The following is a 21552-nucleotide window of genomic DNA, read 5'->3' on the forward strand; positions in this document are numbered from 1 at the left end:
TTATCCGCCATAGCTCAGTTGGTAGTAGCGCATGACTGTTAATCATGATGTCGTAGGTTCGAGTCCTACTGGCGGAGTTAGATAAAAAGAACCCCAGATGGTGTTCTTTTTTGTTATGTGACTATTAGTCCGTCTCGCTCCGTGAGGTGAAGTGTATAGATGGGTAGTTATGTTTTATAAGTGGAGTAGACAGTTGAAAATCTAAATCTTAGTTTTTGTACCTATAATTACATCTTTATTTTACTTTTAGTTTGTTTAGCTTTAAATTCTTCATTTATAGGATTTGAAGTTTTTTTAGTTCCTTTTTTTGTTAGACTAGTGTTACTAATAAGAAAGGGAATTTTTATATGCTTCAGAAATTTTATGATCGAGCATTTGTCTTTTTGAAACTAGTTGAACAAGAATATGCCTCTTTAGGCCAGAGTTGTTCAGAGTGGGAATCACTTCATCTTCGTTTTTTACTCTATTACTTAATCCGATTTAAAATTAAAAGTGATAGGGATTTTTCACTATATCACTTTAGAACAGCTTATCGTCTATATCTAGATAAATTCCTGCAAGGTGGTACAACTCTTATCCAATAGGAAGCATCTATATCATAATTACGAACGATAGTTGTAGCTAGTTTTTAAAAAATATAGAATTAGCTTATAATAAAAGGCTTCTGTATTTAGAAATGAGAGAATTTCCAAATATTTTCTACTGTTTCTTCTTGATAAAATAGTGTTTTTTTCTTATAATAAATTGTAAGATATAATTGCGGGTGAGATTCCTGCCGTGTATATGAGAAAGGACGAGCTCCTGGTAGCTCAGACGAATTTTATTATGACTTCAGTTGTTGTTGTAGGTACCCAGTGGGGTGATGAAGGTAAAGGGAAAATTACAGATTTTCTTTCAGCTAATGCAGAGGTAATTGCTCGTTATCAAGGTGGTGATAATGCTGGTCACACGATTGTGATTGATGGTAAGAAATTTAAGTTGCACTTGATTCCATCTGGAATTTTCTTTCCTGAAAAAATCTCTGTTATTGGTAATGGGATGGTCGTGAATCCAAAATCCCTTGTGAAAGAGTTGAGCTATCTTCATGAGGAAGGTGTGACAACTGATAACTTGCGTATTTCTGATCGTGCGCATGTTATTTTGCCTTATCATATTGAGTTGGATCGCCTGCAAGAAGAGGCTAAGGGTGACAATAAGATTGGTACTACAATCAAGGGAATCGGTCCAGCATATATGGACAAGGCTGCTCGTGTTGGAATTCGTATTGCGGATCTTTTGGATAAGGATATTTTCCGTGAACGTTTGGAACGTAATCTTGCGGAAAAGAATCGTTTGTTTGAAAAATTATATGATAGCACCCCTATTTCAGTTGATGATATTTTTGAAGAATATTATGAATATGGTCAACAAATTAAGCAATACGTGACAGATACATCCGTTATCTTGAATGATGCGCTTGATAATGGCAAACGTGTGCTGTTTGAAGGTGCGCAAGGTGTTATGCTAGATATCGACCAAGGTACGTATCCATTTGTTACTTCTTCAAACCCTGTCGCTGGTGGTGTGACAATTGGGTCTGGTGTTGGTCCAAGTAAGATTGACAAGGTTGTAGGCGTCTGTAAAGCCTACACAAGTCGTGTAGGAGATGGACCGTTCCCAACTGAATTATTTGATGAAGTGGGAGATCGCATCCGTGAAGTAGGTCATGAATATGGTACAACAACTGGTCGTCCACGTCGTGTGGGTTGGTTTGACTCAGTTGTGATGCGCCATAGTCGCCGTGTATCTGGTATTACTAATCTTTCATTGAATTCTATCGATGTTTTGAGTGGTTTGGATACTGTGAAAATCTGTGTGGCCTATGATCTTGATGGTCAACGTATTGATTACTATCCTGCTAGTCTTGAGGAGTTGAAACGTTGTAAGCCAATCTACGAGGAAATGCCAGGTTGGTCAGAAGACATCACTGGAGTCCGTAATTTGGAAGACCTTCCTGAGAATGCACGTAACTATGTTCGTCGTGTAAGTGAGTTGGTTGGTGTTCGTATCTCAACTTTCTCAGTAGGACCTGGTCGTGAACAAACTAATATTTTAGAAAGTGTTTGGTCATAGGAGATTTTTAAGATTAGTTTAAGACAGGTTGGGTATACTATAGACAGTTACAAGAAGACCTCCTAACTTGTTGTAACAAATATCCTAAACTTTTCTTTTTCATAATAATCTCCCTATTAAGTCACCGCATTCGGTGGCTTTTTTTGTGTTGAGAATCATGATATAATAATAAAATCGACAAGTAGGAAAAGAGAAAAACGATGAATTATACAGTTGAAGAAAAAGAAGCCTTTATGAGAGAGGCTTTGAGAGAGGCTGAGATTGCTTTAGAGCACGATGAAATTCCAATTGGTTGTGTGATTGTCAAGGATGGAGAAATCATTGGTAGGGGGCATAATGCGCGTGAGGAGTTGCAACGGGCGGTCATGCATGCAGAAATCATGGCTATAGAGAATGCGAATGCGAGTGAGGAGAGCTGGCGCTTGCTGGATTGCACGCTTTTTGTGACCATTGAACCTTGTGTCATGTGTAGTGGGGCGATTGGGCTTGCCCGTATTCCAAACGTGGTCTACGGGGCTAAGAATCAGAAATTTGGTGCAGCTGGGAGCTTGTACGATATTTTGACAGATGAGCGTCTCAATCATCGTGTAGAGGTTGAAACGGGAGTTTTGGAGAGTGAGTGTGCAGCGATTATGCAGGATTTTTTCCGAAATCGACGGAAAAAATAATTTCTCTTTAAAAATCGAGGGGAATGTGGTATAATGAATAGTGGAGCAACAGTTCTGCGTGAAGCGGGTCAGGGGAGGAATCCAGCAGCCCTAAGCGAGTGTGAATTGTGTGCTCTTTTTTCGTGCTTTTTTCGAATAAATAAGATAAAATAGCCTAGAATAAATGATTATAGAATAGAAAAGAGAAAGATATGAAAATTCGTGGTTTTGAATTGGTTTCGAGTTTTACAGATGAAAATTTGTTACCTAAGCGTGAGACAGCCCATGCAGCTGGTTATGATTTAAAGGTTGCAGAACGCACTGTGATTGCTCCAGGAGAGATTGTTCTCGTCCCAACAGGAGTCAAGGCTTATATGCAGCCGACAGAGGTGCTCTATCTCTATGACCGTTCATCAAATCCTCGTAAGAAAGGCTTGGTCTTGATTAACTCGGTTGGGGTCATTGATGGGGATTATTATGGAAATCCTGGGAATGAAGGTCATATCTTTGCTCAGATGAAAAACATTACGGACCAAGAAGTGATTCTCGAAGTTGGAGAACGTGTGGTTCAGGCTGTCTTTGCTCCATTTTTAATCGCAGACGGAGATGAGGCAGACGGCGTGCGAACTGGTGGTTTTGGGTCAACTGGACACTAAGATGAAGATTATCTTTGTACGTCATGGGGAGCCAGATTACCGTGAGTTAGAGGAACGTTCTTATACAGGTTTTGGGATGGATTTAGCACCTTTATCTGAAAAAGGACGGCAACAAGCTCAGGAACTTTGGCAAAATCCTTTGCTACAATCGGCTAATCTACTAGTGACTTCAGCAGTAACGAGAGCTTTAGAAACGGCTTTTTATGTATCTTGTGCTACTGGCCTTCCTTTGAGGGTGGAGCCTTTGTTACACGAATGGCAGGTCTATGAATCAGGCATAGATAGATTTGAAGAGGCTAGAACACTATTTCTAGAAAACAAGGGGGAGTTACTTTCTAATAGCCCTATTCAATATGAGACAGCTACGGAAATGAAGTCTCGGTTTCTAGAATGTATGGCTAAGTATAGAGACTACCAGACTGTGGTAGTTGTCGCTCATCGAATGCTCATGCGCCAGTTTGTTCCAAATGAGAAGATTGATTTTTGCCAAGTGATTGAGTGTGAGATAGAGATTTAGAAAGAGGTTTATCATCGCAAAGAAAAAAGCGACATTTGTGTGTCAAAATTGTGGGTATAATTCCCCAAAATATCTAGGGCGTTGTCCTAACTGTGGGTCTTGGTCTTCTTTTGTAGAAGAGGTTGAGGTTGCAGAGGTCAAGAATGCGCGTGTGTCTTTGACAGGTGAGAAAACCAAGCCCATGAAACTGGCTGAGGTGACTTCCATCAATGTCAATCGAACCAAGACGGAGATGGAGGAATTTAACCGTGTGCTTGGTGGAGGTGTGGTACCGGGGAGTCTCGTTCTTATCGGTGGGGATCCAGGGATTGGGAAATCAACCCTTCTCTTACAAGTATCGACTCAGCTGTCCCAAGTAGGGACTGTTCTCTATGTCAGTGGGGAGGAGTCTGCCCAGCAGATTAAACTCCGTGCAGAGCGCTTGGGGGATATTGATAGCGAGTTTTATCTCTATGCAGAGACCAATATGCAGAGTGTTCGATCTGAGGTGGAGCGCATCCAACCAGATTTTCTCATCATCGACTCTATCCAGACGATTATGTCTCCTGAGATTTCAGGGGTGCAGGGGTCTGTGTCTCAGGTGCGTGAGGTAACGGCTGAACTCATGCAGTTGGCGAAGACTAATAACATTGCTATCTTTATCGTAGGACATGTGACTAAGGAAGGAACCTTGGCAGGTCCGCGTATGTTGGAGCATATGGTGGATACGGTGCTTTACTTTGAAGGGGAGCGCCACCATACCTTCCGTATTTTGAGGGCAGTCAAAAACCGTTTTGGTTCCACTAATGAGATTGGCATCTTTGAGATGCAGTCGGGTGGATTGGTTGAGGTCCTCAATCCGAGTCAAGTTTTCCTAGAAGAGCGTTTGGATGGAGCGACTGGCTCATCAATTGTGGTGACTATGGAAGGAACCCGTCCGATTTTGGCGGAGGTTCAGGCTTTGGTGACACCAACTATGTTTGGAAATGCTAAGCGCACAACGACAGGTCTTGATTTCAATCGTGCGAGTCTGATTATGGCTGTTTTGGAAAAACGAGCAGGGCTTCTCTTGCAAAATCAGGATGCCTATCTCAAATCTGCTGGCGGTGTCAAATTGGATGAGCCTGCCATTGACTTAGCCGTCGCAGTGGCTATTGCCTCTAGTTACAAGGACAAGCCTACCAATCCTCAGGAATGTTTTGTGGGTGAACTGGGCTTGACCGGAGAAATTCGGCGCGTGAATCGCATCGAACAACGCATAAATGAAGCGGCAAAACTGGGCTTTACCAAGATTTATGTACCCAAGAATTCCTTGACAGGAATCACTCCACCCAAGGAAATTGAAGTCATTGGTGTGACAACGATTCAGGAAGTTTTGAAAAAGGTCTTTGCATAATCCGTGACAAATCCTCTTAAAAATGATAAGATAGGAGAAATATTTGATTATCAAATTTTTGAGGAGGGAATCGTGTCGTATTTTGAACAGTTTATGCAAGCCAATCAGGCTTATGTTGCCCTACATGGGCAGTTAAATCTGCCACTTAAACCCAAAACCAGAGTAGCGATCGTGACCTGTATGGACTCACGTCTGCACGTTGCGCAAGCTCTAGGTTTGGCCCTTGGGGATGCTCATATCTTGCGGAATGCGGGTGGTCGAGTAACTGAGGACATGATTCGTTCACTGGTGATTTCCCAGCAACAAATGGGGACAAGAGAAATCGTGGTGCTTCACCATACAGACTGTGGAGCTCAAACCTTTGAAAATGAAAGTTTTCATGAACATTTGAAACACGAGCTCGGAGTTGATGTATCTGATCAAGATTTTTTACCATTCCAGGATGTTGAAGAGAGTGTGAGAGAGGATATGCAATTGCTTAGAGAGTCTTCACTGATTCCTGATGATGTGGTTATTTCAGGTGCTGTCTATGATGTGGATACAGGAAGTATGAGAGAAGTATACTAACTTTGTCTCGAAAAAATCTCATCCTAGCATAAAATCGATTGTTAAAATATAGGATTTTCAGTTTTAATATAGCTAATATAAAATAGTATAAAACAAGGGTATAAATGTTTACTCTTGTTTTATTTTTGATTGAAAAATAAAGTAAAAAGCGCTACAATGGTAGATGGAAAATGTTGTGTAAAAAACAAGTGATACATAAATACCGGAGGAAATCATGTCTTTTTCTGATTTAAAGCTGTTTGCCCTTTCTTCTAATAGAGAATTGGCAGAGCGTGTGGCGCAAGAAATTGGGATAGAGTTGGGGAAATCGACTGTTCGCCAATTTTCAGATGGGGAGATTCAAGTCAACATCGAAGAATCGATCCGTGGAAAACACGTCTTTATCCTACAATCAACTAGTTCACCTGTAAATGATAATTTACTTGAAATTTTGATTATGGTGGACGCATTGAAGCGTGCTAGTGCAGAATCTGTCAATGTTGTTATGCCCTACTATGGCTATGCACGTCAGGATAGAAAAGCGCGCGCGCGTGAGCCAATCACTGCAAAACTCGTTGCAAACATGCTAGAAGTTGCTGGCGTAGATCGTTTGTTGACGATTGATTTGCATGCTGCACAGATTCAGGGATTCTTTGATATTCCAGTAGATCACTTGATGGGTGCTCCATTGATTGCGGACTATTTTGAACGTCGTGGTATGGTTGGTTCTGACTACGTGGTTGTCAGCCCAGACCATGGTGGAGTGACTCGTGCTCGTAAATTGGCAGAGTTTTTGAAAACCCCGATTGCGATTATTGACAAACGCCGTAGTGTAGACAAGATGAATACCAGTGAAGTGATGAACATCATTGGTAAGGTAGAAGGTAAGACTTGTATCTTGATTGACGATATGATCGATACAGCTGGAACTATTTGTCATGCGGCAGATGCTCTTGCTGAAGCAGGTGCTGTTGAAGTATATGCAAGCTGTACGCACCCAGTACTTTCTGGTCCTGCTATGGATAATATCCAAAAATCAGCTATTAAAAAATTGGTTGTTTTGGATACGATCTACCTACCAGAAGAGCGTTTGATTGATAAGATTGAACAAATTTCGATTGCTCATCTTCTGGGCGATGCTATTATCCGTATTCACGAAAAACGTCCTCTTTCTCCCCTATTTTGTATTGAGAAAAAGATTTAATCTTTCACTTGAAGTAGACAGAACTCCTAGCAGGTTTCTTTTCTTGCTAGGAGATTTTTATAGTCAAAATCTGCAAGCCTTTTCAAAATATGCTATACTGTGAAAAAAGGAGGATTTCTATGAGCCAAGAATTTATCAATCCAAGTGATGGTGTGATCCGTCAGTATCTGGAGACCAGTAAAACGTTAGCGGTAGTGGGTTTATCCGACCGTGAGGAAACAACTAGTAATCGAGTGACTAAGGAAATGCAGGCTCGGGGCTATAAAATCATTCCAGTTAATCCCAAGGCTGCAGGTGGGGAAATTTTGGGAGAAAAGGCTTATGCGAGTCTAGCTGAGATTCCTTTTCCTGTAGATATCGTCAATGTATACCGACGGAGCGAGTTTTTACCAGATGTGGCGCGTGATTTTCTCAAGGCTAATGCTAAGATTTTCTGGGCACAACTGGGCCTTGAAAGCCTAGAAGCGGAAGAAATCTTGCGTGCTGGAGGATGCGATGACATCGTGATGAATCGCTGTATTAAGAGAGAACATACACGTTTAATTCTTGAAAAATAAAAAGGTAGCCAGTAGGCTACCTTTTGTGTTAGAAAATACCAATCAATGCCTGCATACCAAGGCTGGTGAGGATGATGGCAATCCAGCAAAGGGCTCCAAGAAGAATGGATTTGCCACTGGATCTAACCATGGCAATCAGATTGGTTTTGAGACCGATAGCACTCATGGCCATGATAATGAGGAATTTGGAGAGTTGTTTGAGAGGGGTGAAGAAGCTACTAGACACACCGAGAGAGGTGAGAAGAGTCGTTAAGAGAGAAGCCAGGATAAAGTAAAGGATAAAAAGTGGGAAGACTTTTTTCAGTTGCAGGCCTTGCTTATTTTTTTGCTCGCGACTTTGCCAGTAGGATAGAAAGAGCGTGATAGGGATAATGGCCAAAGTGCGTGTGAGTTTGACAATGGTTGCGGATTCGAGGGTATTGCTTTGGTAAAGGCTGTCCCAGGCGCTTGCTGTAGCTGTTACAGAGGAAGTGTCATTGACGGCTGTTCCTGCAAAAAGGGCGAAGCCTTCATTAGACAAGTGAAGCCAGGTTCCTAGAGTTGGAAAGATGAGCGCAGCCAAGACATTGAAGAAAAAGATAACGGAAATGGCTTGGGCAACTTCTTTTTCCTTTGCATGGATAACGGGCGCTGTCGCAGCAATGGCAGAACCCCCACAGATGGAAGAACCTACTCCAACCAAGGTAGCCAGTTTTGTGTCCAGTGCAAAGAAGCGCTGGAAGAAATAGGCGACAATCAAGGAAATCGAAATGGTGGAAAGGATGACAGGGAGTGAAGATTGTCCGACTGCGAAGACTTGCGAGATATTGAGACCAAAACCAAGCAAGACAACGGCATATTGGAGCAATTTTTTAGAACTAAAGGTCAATCCAGCATCCAGTTGTTTATAAGACGAGAGAAAGGGATGTAGGAGCATGCCTATGAAAATCGCAAATACAGGCGCGCCAATCACAGGGAAGAATCCTCCTAAGTACCAAGATACGATAGAAATGAGAAGGCAGGCAAAGATGCCTGCTCCATTTTTTGATAGAAATGACATAAAAACCTCCAAATAGAATCTGTTACTATTATAGACCTATAAACAGGAAAAGTAAAATAGAAAGTGGAAAGTTATTCTATCATGTATTTTTGCGGTCGGAGGGCTTTTGTAGTATAATAGTACTATGTTCTGTAAGCAAGGGGGATATCTATGGACTTAACCAAGCGCTTTAATAAACAGTTAGACAAGATTCAAGTTTCCTTGATTCGCCAGTTTGACCAGGCTATTTCGGAGATTCCTGGGGTCTTGCGTTTGACCTTGGGGGAACCTGATTTTACAACGCCAGATCATATCAAGGAGGCAGCCAAGCGGGCGATTGACCAGAACCAATCCTACTATACAGGGATGAGCGGTTTACTGACCTTGCGCCAAGCTGCTAGCGACTTTGTAAAAGAAAAATACCAGCTAGATTATAATCCTGAAAATGAAATTTTGGTTACAATTGGGGCGACAGAGGCTTTATCTGCTACTTTGACGGCTATTTTGGAAGAGGGGGACAAGGTGCTCTTGCCAGCTCCTGCCTATCCAGGATATGAGCCGATTGTCAATCTAGTTGGGGCAGAGATTGTCGAGATTGATACAACTGAAAATGGTTTTGTCTTGACTCCTGAGATGTTGGAAAAGGCCATTCTGGAGCAAGGGGATAAACTCAAAGCAGTTATTCTCAACTATCCAGCCAATCCGACAGGAATTACCTATAGTCGGGAGCAGTTGGAAGCCTTGGCAGACGTTTTACGCAAGTATGAGATTTTTGTTGTCTGTGATGAGGTTTACTCAGAATTAACCTATACAGGCGAAGCCCATGTATCTCTGGGAACTATGCTGAGAGACCAGGCTATTATTATCAATGGCTTGTCTAAATCGCATGCTATGACTGGTTGGCGTTTAGGCTTTATCTTTGCTCCTGCAGCTTTCACAGCACAGTTAATCAAGAGCCACCAATATTTGGTCACTGCCGCAAATACCATGGCTCAACATGCTGCAGTGGAGGCCTTGACAGCTGGTAAAAACGATGCGGAACCTATGAAGAAGGAATACATCCAGCGTCGAGATTATATCATCGAAAAGATGACTGCTCTTGGTTTTGATATTATCAAACCGGACGGTGCCTTCTATATCTTTGCTAAGATTCCAGCAGGTTACAATCAAGACTCCTTTGCTTTTCTGAAGGATTTTGCCTATAAGAAGGCCGTTGCCTTTATTCCTGGTGCCGCCTTTGGACGTTACGGAGAAGGCTATGTGCGTCTGTCCTATGCAGCCAGCATGGAAACGATCAGAGAGGCCATGAAACGACTTGAGGAGTACATGAGAGAAGCATGATTCAGTCTATCACGAGTCAAGGTCTCGTACTCTACAATCGTAACTTTCGTGAGGATGACAAGCTAGTCAAGATCTTTACCGAGCAGGCAGGCAAGCGCATGTTTTTCGTCAAACACGCTGGCCAGTCCAAACTAGCTCCTGTTATTCAGCCCTTGGTGTTGGCACGATTTCTCTTGCGCATCAATGATGACGGGCTTAGCTACATCGAGGACTACCATGAGGTGATGACCTTTCCCAAGATTAATAGTGATCTCTTTGTCATGGCCTATGCAACCTATGTGGCTGCTCTTGCAGATGCTAGTTTGCAGGATAATCAGCAGGATGCTCCCTTGTTTGCTTTCTTGAGGAAGACTCTGGAGTTGATGGAAGCAGGTTTGGATTATCAGGTTTTGACCAATATTTTTGAAATTCAAATCTTGACCCGATTTGGAATCAGCCTTAATTTTAATGAGTGTGTCTTTTGCCATCGGGTGGGTCAGGCCTTTGACTTTTCTTTTAAATATGGAGCCTGCCTTTGCCAAGAGCATTATCATGAAGATGAGAGACGTTGTCATCTCAATCCCAATATCCCTTATCTGCTCAATCAATTTCAAGCCATTGACTTTGAGACCTTGGAGACTATTTCGCTTAAGGCCGAAATCAAGCAAGAGTTACGCCAATTTATGGATCAACTCTACGAAGAGTACGTTGGGATTCACCTAAAATCAAAGAAATTTATTGATTCCCTAGCGGACTGGGGACAATTACTAAAAGAGGAAGATAAATGAAAAAAATTGCAGTAGATGCTATGGGGGGCGATTACGCACCTCAAGCCATCGTTGAGGGTGTCAACCAAGCCCTTGCTGACTTTTCAGATATTGAGATTCAACTCTACGGAGATGAAAGCAAGATCAAGCAATATCTAACGGCGACAGAGCGTGTCAGCATTATCCATACGGATGAGAAAATCAACTCAGACGATGAGCCGACAAAAGCTATCCGTAAGAAGAAAAATGCCAGCATGGTATTAGCGGCCAAGGCTGTCAAAGAGGGAGAAGCAGACGCTGTCCTCTCAGCTGGGAACACAGGTGCCTTGTTGGCTGCAGGATTCTTCATTGTGGGTCGTATCAAAAATATCGATCGCCCAGGACTCATGTCTACCTTGCCGACCATTGATGGAAAAGGGTTTGACATGCTAGACCTTGGAGCCAATGCGGAAAATACAGCCCATCATCTGCACCAATACGCTGTCCTAGGTTCCTTCTATGCGAAAAATGTTCGTGGGATTTCGAAACCACGTGTCGGTTTGCTCAACAATGGAACAGAAAGCAGCAAGGGAGATCCGCTTCGTAAGGAAACATACGACTTGTTAGTAGCTGATGAAAGTTTGAACTTTGTCGGAAACGTGGAAGCGCGTGATCTGATGAATGGCGTTGCGGATGTTGTCGTAACAGATGGTTTCACGGGAAACGCTGTTCTAAAATCCATTGAAGGTACAGCTTTGGGAATCATGGGCTTACTTAAAAATGCTATTACGGGTGGTGGCCTTCGAGCGAAGCTAGGTGCTCTACTTCTTAAGGATAGTCTTAGGGGGTTGAAGACACAGCTTAACTATTCAGATGTTGGAGGAGCAGTTTTGTTTGGCGTCAAGGCGCCAGTTGTAAAAACTCATGGCTCAAGTGATGCCAAGGCTGTGTACAGTACGATTCGTCAGATTCGTACCATGCTAGAAACAGACGTAGTTGCTCAGACTGCGCGTGAATTTTCAGGAGAATAAAAAAAGATGACAGAAAAAGAAATTTTTGACCGTATTGTAACCATTATCCAAGAGAGACAGGGAGAAGACTTTGCCGTAACAGAGGCCTTAAGTTTGAAAGACGATCTAGATGCGGACTCAGTGGACTTGATGGAGTTTGTCTTGACACTAGAAGATGAATTTGGTATCGAAATCACTGATGAGGAAATCGACCAACTTCAAAGTGTAGCGGATGTAGTAGCGATTATTAAAGATAAAAAATAACCAAAAGCAACATGCAAGTCATGTTGTTTTTTTATTTGCAGAAAAAAGGGAAACTTTTAGTAGAAATTGCGAATAAAGAGATGAGAAAGAAAAAGGAGGAACATTTATGTATGTGACTGGTTTTTATCCATGGTTCATTAAGTGGTTTTTAAAATAAATATGAATAAATTGTTCATTTTCGAATTGTTTTTCGAATAGACAGATAAGGAAAAAGGGAAGGAGAGAAGAAAATGATTTCAGTAATTTATCCAATCTGGTTTTTAAAATGGTTTAAAGCCTAGAAACCATAAACTAAAAATAAAGGAGAAAAAAGATGACAAATTTTGACAACATGGAACAGAACTTTGTAGCTCTTACAGAAGAAGAGTTGACGGATGTGAATGGGGGTATTGCTTGGGAGATGGTTTCTGTAGGTATCGCAATTGGTTGGGGAATTTACCAAGTTGGCGAAGCCGCTGGTAAAACATTCTATTATATTACTCATCCATAATTTTTGATAAATATGAGCAAAAAAACATTTTGGATTATACTATTCGTTATTACAATAGTAGTAACTGCTATTGGTTTAGGATTATCTGCATATAATTATTTTGTTTTTGACAGACCTTTTTTTAATAGTACTACTAAAGGACTGCTATCTGCGTTTTTCTTGAGTGTATTAATGATTATTGTGGGTATGTTGAAAGAACATTAATTTTTATTAGTAAAATGAAGGAGGAATTATGTTAAATTTACAAACGTTGGAACAAAACTATCCAACTTTAAGCGATCTTGAACTACAAGAAGTAGATGGTGGGGGAGTGCTACTTTTCGTTGGTGGAGGAATTGTTTCTCTCGGACTCCTAGCTTGGGGTGCCTATAATGGTTATCAGTCAGCAGCGAGAGGTGGCTAATATAAACAAAATAAATCTACCTACGTGGTTTGAATGTTTTGACATACCTAGGATTCCATCATCCTTGATGACATTTATCTTACTTTATAGAAATATCATTTCAGAATAGTTTATTTCTGGACATTCATTTTTTAACGGTTACTTTAAGCAGGCAGAACTTTTGTTCTGCTTTTTACATTTAAATGATAGTTTATGCTTTTGAAAGTGCGTTTTAGGCGTAAAAATAGTTTATTTGGGAATATTCTCCTGTTTTTATCCTTATTTGGTTAAAATAATCTTACAAATTTTTAAAGAGATTGTTAGAAAAAGGAGAAGGATATGAAATTTAGGAAAAGGCACTATCGTCCCCAAGTGGATCAGATGGATTGTGGCGTGGCTTCCTTGGCTATGGTCTTTGGTTACTACGGTAGTTATTACTCCTTGGCTCATCTACGAGAGTTGGCCAAGACGACTATGGATGGGACGACTGCTTTGGGACTTGTAAAGGTGGCAGAGGAGATTGGGTTTGAGACGCGGGCTATCAAGGCGGATATGACGCTCTTTGATCTGCCAGATTTGACCTTTCCTTTTGTGGCTCATGTGCTCAAGGAAGGGAAGTTACTCCACTACTATGTGGTGACAGGTCAGGATAAAAAGCACATTCATATCGCTGATCCAGATCCTGGTGTCAAGCTAACCAAGATTTCCCGTGAGCGATTTGCTCAAGAGTGGACAGGGATTAGTATTTTTATGGCGCCATCTCCAGGCTATAAACCTCATAAGGAGAAAAAACAGGGGCTCCTATCCTACTTGCCGATTTTATTCAAACAGCGTGGCTTGATTACCAATATCGTCCTAGCGACACTCTTGGTGACCTTGATTAACATTGTAGGTTCTTATTATCTGCAGTCTATCATTGACAGTTACGTACCAGACCAGATGCGTTCGACCTTGGGCATTATCTCAATAGGACTAGTTATTGTCTATATTCTCCAGCAGATTTTGTCCTACGCGCAGGAATATCTCTTACTTGTTCTGGGTCAACGGTTGTCCATCGATGTGATTTTGTCCTACATCAAGCATGTTTTTCATCTGCCGATGTCCTTTTTCGCGACACGCAGGACAGGAGAAATCGTGTCTCGTTTTACAGATGCCAACAGTATCATCGATGCGCTGGCGTCGACCATTCTGTCGATTTTCCTAGATGTGTCGACGATTTTGATTATCTCGCTGGTTTTGTTTTCACAAAATATGACGCTCTTTTTCATTAGTCTACTTGCGCTTCCTATCTATACAGTGATTATCTTTGCCTTTATGAAGCCTTTTGAAAAGATGAATCGGGATACCATGGAAGCTAATGCGGTTCTGTCTTCTTCTATTATCGAGGATATCAACGGCATTGAGACCATTAAGTCCTTGACCAGTGAGAGTTCGCGCTATCAAAAGATTGATAAGGAATTTGTGGCTTATCTGAAAAAATCTTTTACCTATAGTCGGGCAGAAAGCCAGCAAAAGGCTCTGAAAAAAGTTGCTCAGCTCCTGCTCAATGTTGCCGTTCTCTGGCTGGGAGCTATTCTTGTCATGGATGGGAAAATGAGTTTGGGCCAGCTGATTACCTATAATACTTTGCTTGTTTACTTTACCAATCCTTTGGAAAATATTATTAACCTGCAAACCAAACTTCAGACAGCGCAGGTCGCCAATAACCGTCTTAACGAGGTTTATCTAGTAGCTTCGGAGTTTGAGGAGCAGAAAACGGTAGAAGATCTAAGTATGATGAAGGGAGAGATGACGTTTAAGCAGGTTCACTACAAGTATGGCTATGGTCGAGATGTCTTGTCGGATATCAATTTGACAATTCCGCAGGGTTCTAAGATGGCTTTTGTGGGGATTTCAGGTTCGGGCAAGACCACCTTGGCCAAGATGATGGTTAATTTTTATGATCCAAGTCAGGGAGAGATTAGTCTGGGTGGTGTCAATCTTAATCAGATTGATAAAAAGGCCCTGCGCCAGTATATCAACTATCTGCCTCAACAGCCCTATGTCTTTAACGGAACGATTTTGGAGAATCTTCTCCTTGGAGCCAAGGAGGGGACGACTCAGGAAGATATCTTACGAGCAGTCGAGTTGGCAGAGATTCGGGAGGATATTGAGCGCATGCCACTGAATTACCAGACAGAATTAACTTCGGATGGGGCTGGAATCTCAGGTGGACAACGTCAGCGAATCGCTCTGGCGCGTGCTCTCTTGACAGATGCGCCTGTTTTGATATTGGACGAGGCGACCAGCAGTCTGGATATTTTGACAGAGAAGCGGATCGTGGATAATCTCATGGCTTTAGATAAGACCCTTATTTTCATCGCCCACCGCTTGACCATCGCTGAGCGGACAGAAAAGGTTGTTGTTTTGGATCAGGGCAAGATTGTCGAAGAGGGCACCCATGCAGACTTGCTTGCACAGGATGGCTTTTACACCCATTTGGTGAATAGCTAGAAAGAGGAGAAGATGAAACCAGAATTTTTAGAAAGTGCGGAGTTTTATAATCGTCGTTATCATAATTTTTCCAGTCGGGTGATTTTACCTATGTCACTTCTGTTCGTGTTTTTACTGGGATTTGCAGTTTTGGCAGAGAAAGAGATTAGTTTGTCTACCAGAGCGACTGTCGAACCTAGTCGGATCATTGCCAATATTCAGTCGACTAGCAATCAACGCATTGTGGCCAATTATCTGGAAGAAAACAAGTTGGTCAAGCAGGGGGAACTCCTCGTTCAGTACCAGCAAGGTGCGGAAGCTGTCCAGGTTGAGGCATATGCCAGTCAATTGGAGATGTTAAAGGATCAAAAAAAGCAGTTGGGGTATTTGCAATCCAGTTTGAAAGAGGGGAGTGATCAATTTCCAGAGGCGGATAAGTTTGGTTATCAGGAGATGTTTCGAGACTATCTCAGCCAAGCTAGTAGTCTTAGGAGTAATGTTTCTCAACAAAATGCCAGCATCTCCTCACAAAATGCGGCAGCAAGTCAGAGTCAGGCCGAGATTGGCAATCTTATCAGTCAAACAGAGGAAAAAATCCGAGACTACAAAACAGCTAAGTCAGCGATTGAAAAGGGAGATCAACTGGATAGTCAAAATGCAGCCTACTCTTTTTACCAGACCTATAAAAATCAAGGTGAAGAAGATCCGCAAGCTAAATCGCAAGTTATTGCGCAAGTGGATGCACAAATTGCCCAGCTAGAGTCTAGTTTAGCTACCTATCGTGTACAGTATGCGGGTTCTGGAGCTCAACAGGCCCACGCAACGGGACTGGATAGTCAACTAGAATCGCTCAAGTCTCAGCACTTAGTTAAAGTCAGCCAGGAATTAACTCTTCTAGATCAGAAAATTTTGGAGGCGGAATCAAGTAAGAAGGTTCAAGGAGGTATCCTAGATAAAGGGAAGATTACAGCAAGTGAGGATGGGGTGCTTCACCTTAATCCTGAGACTAGTGAATCTACGATGGTTGCAGAAGGAACCTTGCTAGCCCAACTCTATCCATCCTTGGAAAAAGAAGGAAAAATTAAACTCACAGCCTATCTCAGTTCAAAAGATGTTGCTAGAGTCAAGATTGGGGACTCTGTCCGTTATACTACGACTAACGATGCCAAGAATCAAATTTTCCTGGATTCCACGATTACAAGTATTGATGCGACAGCTACAAAGACTGAACAAGGAAATTTCTTTAAAATTGAGGCGGAGACTAATTTAACTTCGGAGCAGGCTACAACACTTCGTTATGGTTTAGAAGGCCGCCTGCAGATGATTACAGGAAAGAAAAGCTATCTCCGTTATTTTTGGGATCAATTTTTAAATAAAGGGTAATATTCGTGTTTTTCAGAGGATAAATGATTTTAAAACTGTAAGAAGAGCCTATCTTGCAGTTTTTCTTTACGCTTAAAATAGGAAAACGTTATTTATTCGTAAAAACCTTGAATTTTTCATGCTTTTGTGGTAGAATGTGCTCAAGTAAAACGAAAGGCGAACTTTAAAATGTCAAAACAACTGATCTATTCGGGAAAAGCCAAAGATATCTATACAACTGAGGATGAAAATCTCATTATTTCAACTTACAAGGACCAGGCAACTGCCTTCAACGGTGTCAAGAAGGAGCAGATTGCGGGCAAGGGAGTGTTAAATAATCAGATTTCATCTTTTATTTTTGAGAAATTAAATGCGGCTGGTGTAGCGACTCACTTTGTGGAGAAAATTTCGGACACGGAACAGCTCAATAAAAAGGTTGAGATTATTCCTTTGGAAGTTGTGCTCCGCAACTACACGGCTGGTTCCTTTTCAAAACGTTTTGGCGTAGAAGAAGGTATCGTATTTGAGACTCCGATTGTCGAATTTTACTATAAAAATGATGATTTGGATGATCCCTTTATCAATGACGAGCATGTGAAATTCCTTAAAATTGCGGATGACCAGCAGATTGCTTACTTGAAGGAAGAAACCCGTCGTATCAATGAACTCTTGAAAGCTTGGTTTGCTGAGATTGGCCTTAAATTGATTGACTTTAAGCTAGAGTTTGGTTTTGACAAGGATGGTAAGATTATCTTGGCAGACGAGTTTTCACCAGATAACTGCCGTTTGTGGGACGCTGATGGTAACCACATGGACAAGGATGTTTTCCGTAGAGGTCTAGGTGAATTAACTGACGTCTACGAGATTGTTTGGGAGAAATTGCAGGCTTTGAAATAAGCTGTTATAAACGGAAAACCTTCGTCTTTCAGATGTAAGAACTCAGGCTGAAAAGGTCCCCCGAACCTTTACACTCCGTAGGGGATTGGGAGAACTGACAGACGTTTACGAAATTGTTTGGGAAAAGTTGCAAGGTTTAAAATAACACCCTAGAGGTCATTTGGGAATATTGCAAGAGCTGAAATAAAGGAATAAGAATTGATGAATAAACGTATTTTTGTTGAAAAAAAGGCTGATTTTCAAGTCAAGTCAGAGAGTTTGGTAAGGGAGCTCCAGCACAACTTGGGACTTTCAACTTTGAAAAGCATTCGCATCGTGCAAGTTTATGATGTCTTTGACTTGGCTGAGGACTTGTTTGCGCCTGCAGAGAAACACATCTTCTCTGAGCAGGTGACAGACCATGTTTTGGACGAAGCGGTTGTGCAGGCAGATCTTGCTAACTATGCTTTCTTTGCCATTGAAAGTCTGCCAGGACAGTTTGACCAGCGTGCAGCTTCTTCACAAGAAGCCTTGCTTTTGCTTGGTAGCTCAAGTGATGTAACAGTGAATACAGCACAACTTTATCTGGTCAATAAAGATATTGATGCGACTGAGTTGGAAGCAGTCAAGAACTACCTGCTCAACCCAGTTGATTCTCGTTTCAAGGACATCACGACAGGGATTGCCAAGCAGGAATTTTCAGAGTCAGACAAGACCATTCCGAAATTGACTTTCTTTGAAAGTTATACGGCAGAAGACTTTGCTCGCTACAAGGCCGAGCAAGGGATGGCAATGGAAGTGGATGATTTGCTCTTTATCCAAGACTATTTCAAGTCAATCGGGCGCGTGCCAACTGAGACTGAGCTCAAGGTGTTGGATACCTACTGGTCTGACCACTGCCGTCATACAACTTTTGAGACAGAGTTGAAAAACATTGATTTTTCAGCTTCTAAATTCCAAAAACAATTGCAAGCGACTTATGACAAGTATATTGCCATGCGTGAGGAGTTGGGGCGGTCTGAAAAGCCACAAACCTTGATGGATATGGCGACTATTTTTGGTCGTTATGAGCGTGCTAATGGTCGTTTGGACGATATGGAAGTGTCAGACGAAATCAATGCCTGCTCGGTTGAAATCGAAGTGGACGTTGATGGTGTCAAGGAACCTTGGCTCCTCATGTTCAAGAATGAAACTCACAACCACCCAACGGAAATTGAACCATTTGGTGGGGCTGCTACCTGTATCGGTGGAGCCATTCGTGACCCATTGTCAGGGCGTTCCTACGTTTACCAAGCTATGCGTATCTCAGGTGCTGGTGATATTACAGCTCCGATTTCGGAAACTCGCGCTGGTAAATTACCACAACAAGTCATTTCGAAGACAGCGGCTCATGGTTATTCTTCTTATGGGAACCAGATTGGTCTTGCAACGACTTACGTTCGTGAATACTTCCACCCAGGCTTTGTAGCCAAACGCATGGAGTTAGGTGCTGTTGTTGGTGCGGCTCCTAAGGGCAATGTTGTTCGTGAAAAACCGGAAGCCGGTGACGTGATTATCTTGCTTGGTGGTAAGACTGGACGTGATGGTGTCGGTGGTGCGACAGGGTCTTCTAAGGTTCAAACAGTTGAGTCTGTGGAGACTGCTGGTGCTGAGGTTCAAAAAGGGAATGCCATCGAAGAACGCAAGATTCAACGCCTGTTCCGTAATGGCGATGTCACTCGTCTCATCAAGAAGTCCAATGACTTTGGTGCTGGTGGTGTCTGTGTGGCTATTGGTGAATTGGCAGATGGTCTTGAAATCGACCTCAACAAGGTTCCTCTTAAATACCAAGGCTTGAATGGTACAGAAATTGCTATCTCTGAATCACAAGAACGGATGGCGGTCGTGGTTCGTCCTGAAGACGTAGATGCCTTCGTTGCCGAATGTAACAAAGAAAATATTGATGCTGTTGTGGTTGCGAAAGTGACTGAAAAACCAAATCTAGTCATGCACTGGAATGGTGAAACAATTGTCGACTTGGAACGCCGTTTCCTTGATACCAATGGTGTGCGCGTGGTCGTCGATGCCAAGGTTGTGGACAAGGATGTCAGGCTTCCAGAAGAACGTACAACAAGCGTAGAAACACTGGAAGCTGATACACTTACAGTTCTATCTGACCTCAACCATGCTAGTCAAAAAGGCTTGCAAACCATCTTTGACTGTTCGGTCGGTCGTTCAACGGTCAACCACCCACTTGGCGGTCGCTACCAACTCACATCAACTGAGGCTTCTGTACAGAAATTGCCAGTTCAGCATGGTGTAACTCACACTGCATCAGTCATCGCTCAAGGATTCAATCCATATGTTGCAGAATGGTCTCCCTATCACGGTGCTGCCTATGCGGTTATCGAAGCGACTGCTCGTTTAGTGGCTGCTGGTGCCAATTGGTCTAAGGCTCGTTTCTCATACCAAGAGTATTTTGAGCGCATGGATAAACAAGCAGAGCGTTTTGGTCAGCCGGTAGCGGCTCTTCTAGGCTCTATCGAAGCACAAATTCATCTTGGTTTGCCATCTATCGGTGGTAAGGACTCTATGTCTGGTACCTTTGAAGAATTAACCGTACCACCAACCTTGGTTGCCTTTGGGGTGACGACGGCAGATAGCCGTAAGGTCCTCTCTCCTGAGTTCAAGACTGCTGGTGAAAACATCTACTACATCCCAGGTCAATCCCTCTCTGCAGAGATTGATTTTGACTTGATTAAGTCTAACTTTGCTCAGTTTGAAGCCATCCTAGCTGACCACACAGTAACATCTGCATCAGCTGTCAAATATGGTGGTGTGCTTGAAAGTTTGGCCCTTGCTACCTTTGGGAACCATATCGGTTCAGAGGTGACCTTGCCTGAACTTGAAACAGCCTTGACAGCTCAATTAGGCGGATTTGTCTTCACATCTCCTGAAGAAATCACTGGAGTAGAGAAAATCGGTCAAACAAAAACAGACTTTACACTCGTTGTCAACGGTGTGAAGTTAGATGGACAGAAACTTGACAGTGCCTTCCAAGGAAAACTGGAAGAAGTTTACCCAACTGAATTTACCCAAGCAAAAGAATTGGCTGAAGTGCCAGCTGTCGCTTCTAACGCAGTCATCAGAGCCAAAGAAACCATTGAAAAACCGGTGGTTTACATCCCAGTCTTCCCAGGAACCAACTCGGAATATGATTCAGCCAAAGTTTTTGAAAAAGAAGGTGCAGAGGTTAACTTGGTGCCATTCGTGACCTTGAATGAAGAGGCTATTGTCAAGTCAGTTGAAACTATGGTTGACAATATCGGCAAGGCTAATATCCTCTTCTTTGCAGGTGGATTCTCAGCTGCGGATGAGCCAGATGGATCAGCTAAGTTTATTGTCAATATCCTTCTTAATGAAAAAGTGCGTGCGGCCATTGATAGCTTTATTGCTCGTGGTGGCTTGATTATCGGTATCTGTAATGGATTCCAGGCCTTGGTCAAATCAGGTCTTCTTCCATATGGAAACTTTGAAGATGCTAACAGTACCAGCCCAACCCTCTTCTACAATGATGCCAACCAGCACGTGGCCAAGATGGTGGAAACTCGGATTGCCAATACTAACTCGCCATGGTTGGCTGGAGTGCAAGTGGGCGATATCCATGCCATCCCAGTATCGCACGGTGAAGGGAAGTTTGTCGTGACGGCCGAGGAATTTGCGGAGCTCCGCGACAATGGCCAAATCTTTAGCCAATACGTTGACTTTGACGGCAAACCAAGTATGGATTCTAAGTACAATCCGAATGGTTCTGTAAATGCCATCGAAGGAATTACCAGCAAGAATGGTCAAATCATCGGTAAGATGGGACACTCAGAACGTTATGAAGACGGTCTTTTCCAAAACATCCCAGGAAATAAAGACCAGCACCTGTTTGCGTCGGCTGTTAAATACTTTACTGGGAAATAAGACTATAGATGACTAAGACGATTGGTGTGTTTTGAGAAGAAAAATGAAAG

21 protein-coding genes, 1 tRNA gene, 1 other RNA gene and 1 pseudogene are annotated in these 21552 nt (G+C 42.4%); 23 read left to right on the forward strand and 1 reads right to left on the reverse strand.

Annotated features, from left to right (window positions below):
- The first annotated feature begins 3 nt into the window (after positions 1-3).
- From NMM25_RS09305 to NMM25_RS09355, 11 genes are all read left to right on the forward strand, one after another.
- Positions 4-77, forward strand: a tRNA-Asn gene (locus NMM25_RS09305).
- A 270-nt stretch (positions 78-347) separates the two neighbouring features.
- Positions 348-584, forward strand: a complete 237-nt coding sequence (gene comW, locus NMM25_RS09310; RefSeq protein WP_125391634.1) for a sigma(X)-activator ComW — start codon at positions 348-350, stop codon at positions 582-584.
- Between the two features lie 241 nt (positions 585-825).
- Complete coding sequence (locus tag NMM25_RS09315; RefSeq protein ID WP_254736690.1) at positions 826-2112, forward strand: adenylosuccinate synthase; 1287 nt, start codon at positions 826-828, stop codon at positions 2110-2112.
- A 200-nt stretch (positions 2113-2312) separates the two neighbouring features.
- The gene (gene tadA / locus NMM25_RS09320) at positions 2313-2780 is read left to right on the forward strand and encodes a tRNA adenosine(34) deaminase TadA (protein ID WP_254736691.1); all 468 of its coding nucleotides are present in this window, start codon (positions 2313-2315) and stop codon (positions 2778-2780) included.
- Between the two features lie 32 nt (positions 2781-2812).
- An RNA gene (gene ffs / locus NMM25_RS09325) (signal recognition particle sRNA small type) lies at positions 2813-2912 on the forward strand.
- A 59-nt stretch (positions 2913-2971) separates the two neighbouring features.
- On the forward strand, positions 2972-3415 hold the full coding sequence (locus tag NMM25_RS09330) for a dUTP diphosphatase (RefSeq protein ID WP_000701979.1): 444 nt from the start codon (positions 2972-2974) through the stop codon (positions 3413-3415).
- A gap of 1 nt (position 3416) precedes the next feature.
- Positions 3417-3932 (forward strand): histidine phosphatase family protein, encoded by a 516-nt coding sequence (locus NMM25_RS09335; RefSeq protein ID WP_180382781.1) that lies wholly within the window; start codon positions 3417-3419, stop codon positions 3930-3932.
- A gap of 10 nt (positions 3933-3942) precedes the next feature.
- Positions 3943-5307 (forward strand): DNA repair protein RadA, encoded by a 1365-nt coding sequence (gene radA / locus NMM25_RS09340; protein ID WP_185756299.1) that lies wholly within the window; start codon positions 3943-3945, stop codon positions 5305-5307.
- A 72-nt stretch (positions 5308-5379) separates the two neighbouring features.
- Positions 5380-5874 (forward strand): carbonic anhydrase, encoded by a 495-nt coding sequence (locus NMM25_RS09345; RefSeq protein WP_254736693.1) that lies wholly within the window; start codon positions 5380-5382, stop codon positions 5872-5874.
- Positions 5875-6088: 214 nt separating this feature from the next.
- Positions 6089-7057, forward strand: a complete 969-nt coding sequence (locus NMM25_RS09350) for a ribose-phosphate diphosphokinase (protein ID WP_000010174.1) — start codon at positions 6089-6091, stop codon at positions 7055-7057.
- Positions 7058-7176: 119 nt separating this feature from the next.
- Positions 7177-7614 carry a CoA-binding protein gene (locus tag NMM25_RS09355; protein WP_254736694.1) on the forward strand — a complete coding sequence of 146 codons (438 nt, stop codon included), beginning with the start codon at positions 7177-7179 and terminating at the stop codon, positions 7612-7614.
- A 28-nt stretch (positions 7615-7642) separates the two neighbouring features.
- On the opposite strand, the gene NMM25_RS09360 is transcribed toward NMM25_RS09355, so the two are convergent.
- Positions 7643-8653 (reverse strand): YeiH family protein, encoded by a 1011-nt coding sequence (locus tag NMM25_RS09360; protein ID WP_254736695.1) that lies wholly within the window; start codon positions 8651-8653, stop codon positions 7643-7645.
- Between the two features lie 150 nt (positions 8654-8803).
- Here NMM25_RS09360 and NMM25_RS09365 point away from each other — a divergent pair, with 150 nt between their 5' ends.
- The 12 genes and pseudogenes from NMM25_RS09365 to NMM25_RS09415 all read left to right on the forward strand — a co-directional run bounded on the left by NMM25_RS09365 (position 8804) and on the right by NMM25_RS09415 (position 21502).
- Positions 8804-9973 carry a pyridoxal phosphate-dependent aminotransferase gene (locus NMM25_RS09365; RefSeq protein ID WP_254736696.1) on the forward strand — a complete coding sequence of 390 codons (1170 nt, stop codon included), beginning with the start codon at positions 8804-8806 and terminating at the stop codon, positions 9971-9973.
- Positions 9970-10740 carry a DNA repair protein RecO gene (gene recO, locus NMM25_RS09370; protein WP_254736697.1) on the forward strand — a complete coding sequence of 257 codons (771 nt, stop codon included), beginning with the start codon at positions 9970-9972 and terminating at the stop codon, positions 10738-10740. The genes NMM25_RS09365 and recO overlap by 4 nt, the downstream gene beginning before the upstream one ends.
- On the forward strand, positions 10737-11729 hold the full coding sequence (gene plsX, locus NMM25_RS09375) for a phosphate acyltransferase PlsX (protein WP_227232162.1): 993 nt from the start codon (positions 10737-10739) through the stop codon (positions 11727-11729). The genes recO and plsX overlap by 4 nt, the downstream gene beginning before the upstream one ends.
- 6 nt (positions 11730-11735) lie before the next feature.
- A complete protein-coding gene (locus NMM25_RS09380) occupies positions 11736-11972 on the forward strand; it encodes an acyl carrier protein (protein ID WP_000136435.1) in 237 nt (78 codons plus the stop codon).
- A gap of 313 nt (positions 11973-12285) precedes the next feature.
- A complete protein-coding gene (locus tag NMM25_RS09385) occupies positions 12286-12462 on the forward strand; it encodes a hypothetical protein (RefSeq protein WP_000180837.1) in 177 nt (58 codons plus the stop codon).
- Positions 12463-12474: 12 nt separating this feature from the next.
- Positions 12475-12666, forward strand: a complete 192-nt coding sequence (locus tag NMM25_RS09390) for a hypothetical protein (RefSeq protein ID WP_013670143.1) — start codon at positions 12475-12477, stop codon at positions 12664-12666.
- A gap of 28 nt (positions 12667-12694) precedes the next feature.
- Complete coding sequence (locus NMM25_RS09395; protein WP_000933509.1) at positions 12695-12865, forward strand: H354_08695 family bacteriocin-like peptide; 171 nt, start codon at positions 12695-12697, stop codon at positions 12863-12865.
- Between the two features lie 318 nt (positions 12866-13183).
- Positions 13184-15337: a peptide cleavage/export ABC transporter ComA gene (comA, locus tag NMM25_RS09400; protein ID WP_254736698.1), complete on the forward strand. Its 2154-nt coding sequence runs from the start codon at positions 13184-13186 to the stop codon at positions 15335-15337.
- A 12-nt stretch (positions 15338-15349) separates the two neighbouring features.
- Complete coding sequence (gene comB, locus NMM25_RS09405; RefSeq protein WP_254736699.1) at positions 15350-16699, forward strand: competence pheromone export protein ComB; 1350 nt, start codon at positions 15350-15352, stop codon at positions 16697-16699.
- Between the two features lie 168 nt (positions 16700-16867).
- Positions 16868-17575: a phosphoribosylaminoimidazolesuccinocarboxamide synthase gene (purC, locus tag NMM25_RS09410; RefSeq protein ID WP_254736700.1), complete on the forward strand. Its 708-nt coding sequence runs from the start codon at positions 16868-16870 to the stop codon at positions 17573-17575.
- 76 nt (positions 17576-17651) lie between these two features.
- Positions 17652-17720, forward strand: a pseudogene (locus tag NMM25_RS10555) (phosphoribosylaminoimidazolesuccinocarboxamide synthase); the annotation flags it as partial.
- A 56-nt stretch (positions 17721-17776) separates the two neighbouring features.
- Positions 17777-21502: a phosphoribosylformylglycinamidine synthase gene (locus tag NMM25_RS09415; RefSeq protein WP_254736701.1), complete on the forward strand. Its 3726-nt coding sequence runs from the start codon at positions 17777-17779 to the stop codon at positions 21500-21502.
- The last annotated feature ends 50 nt before the right edge of the window (positions 21503-21552 follow it).

The organism is Streptococcus sp. CF10-1, from assembly GCF_024295825.1.
In the GTDB taxonomy this organism is placed as follows: Bacteria; Bacillota; Bacilli; order Lactobacillales; family Streptococcaceae; genus Streptococcus.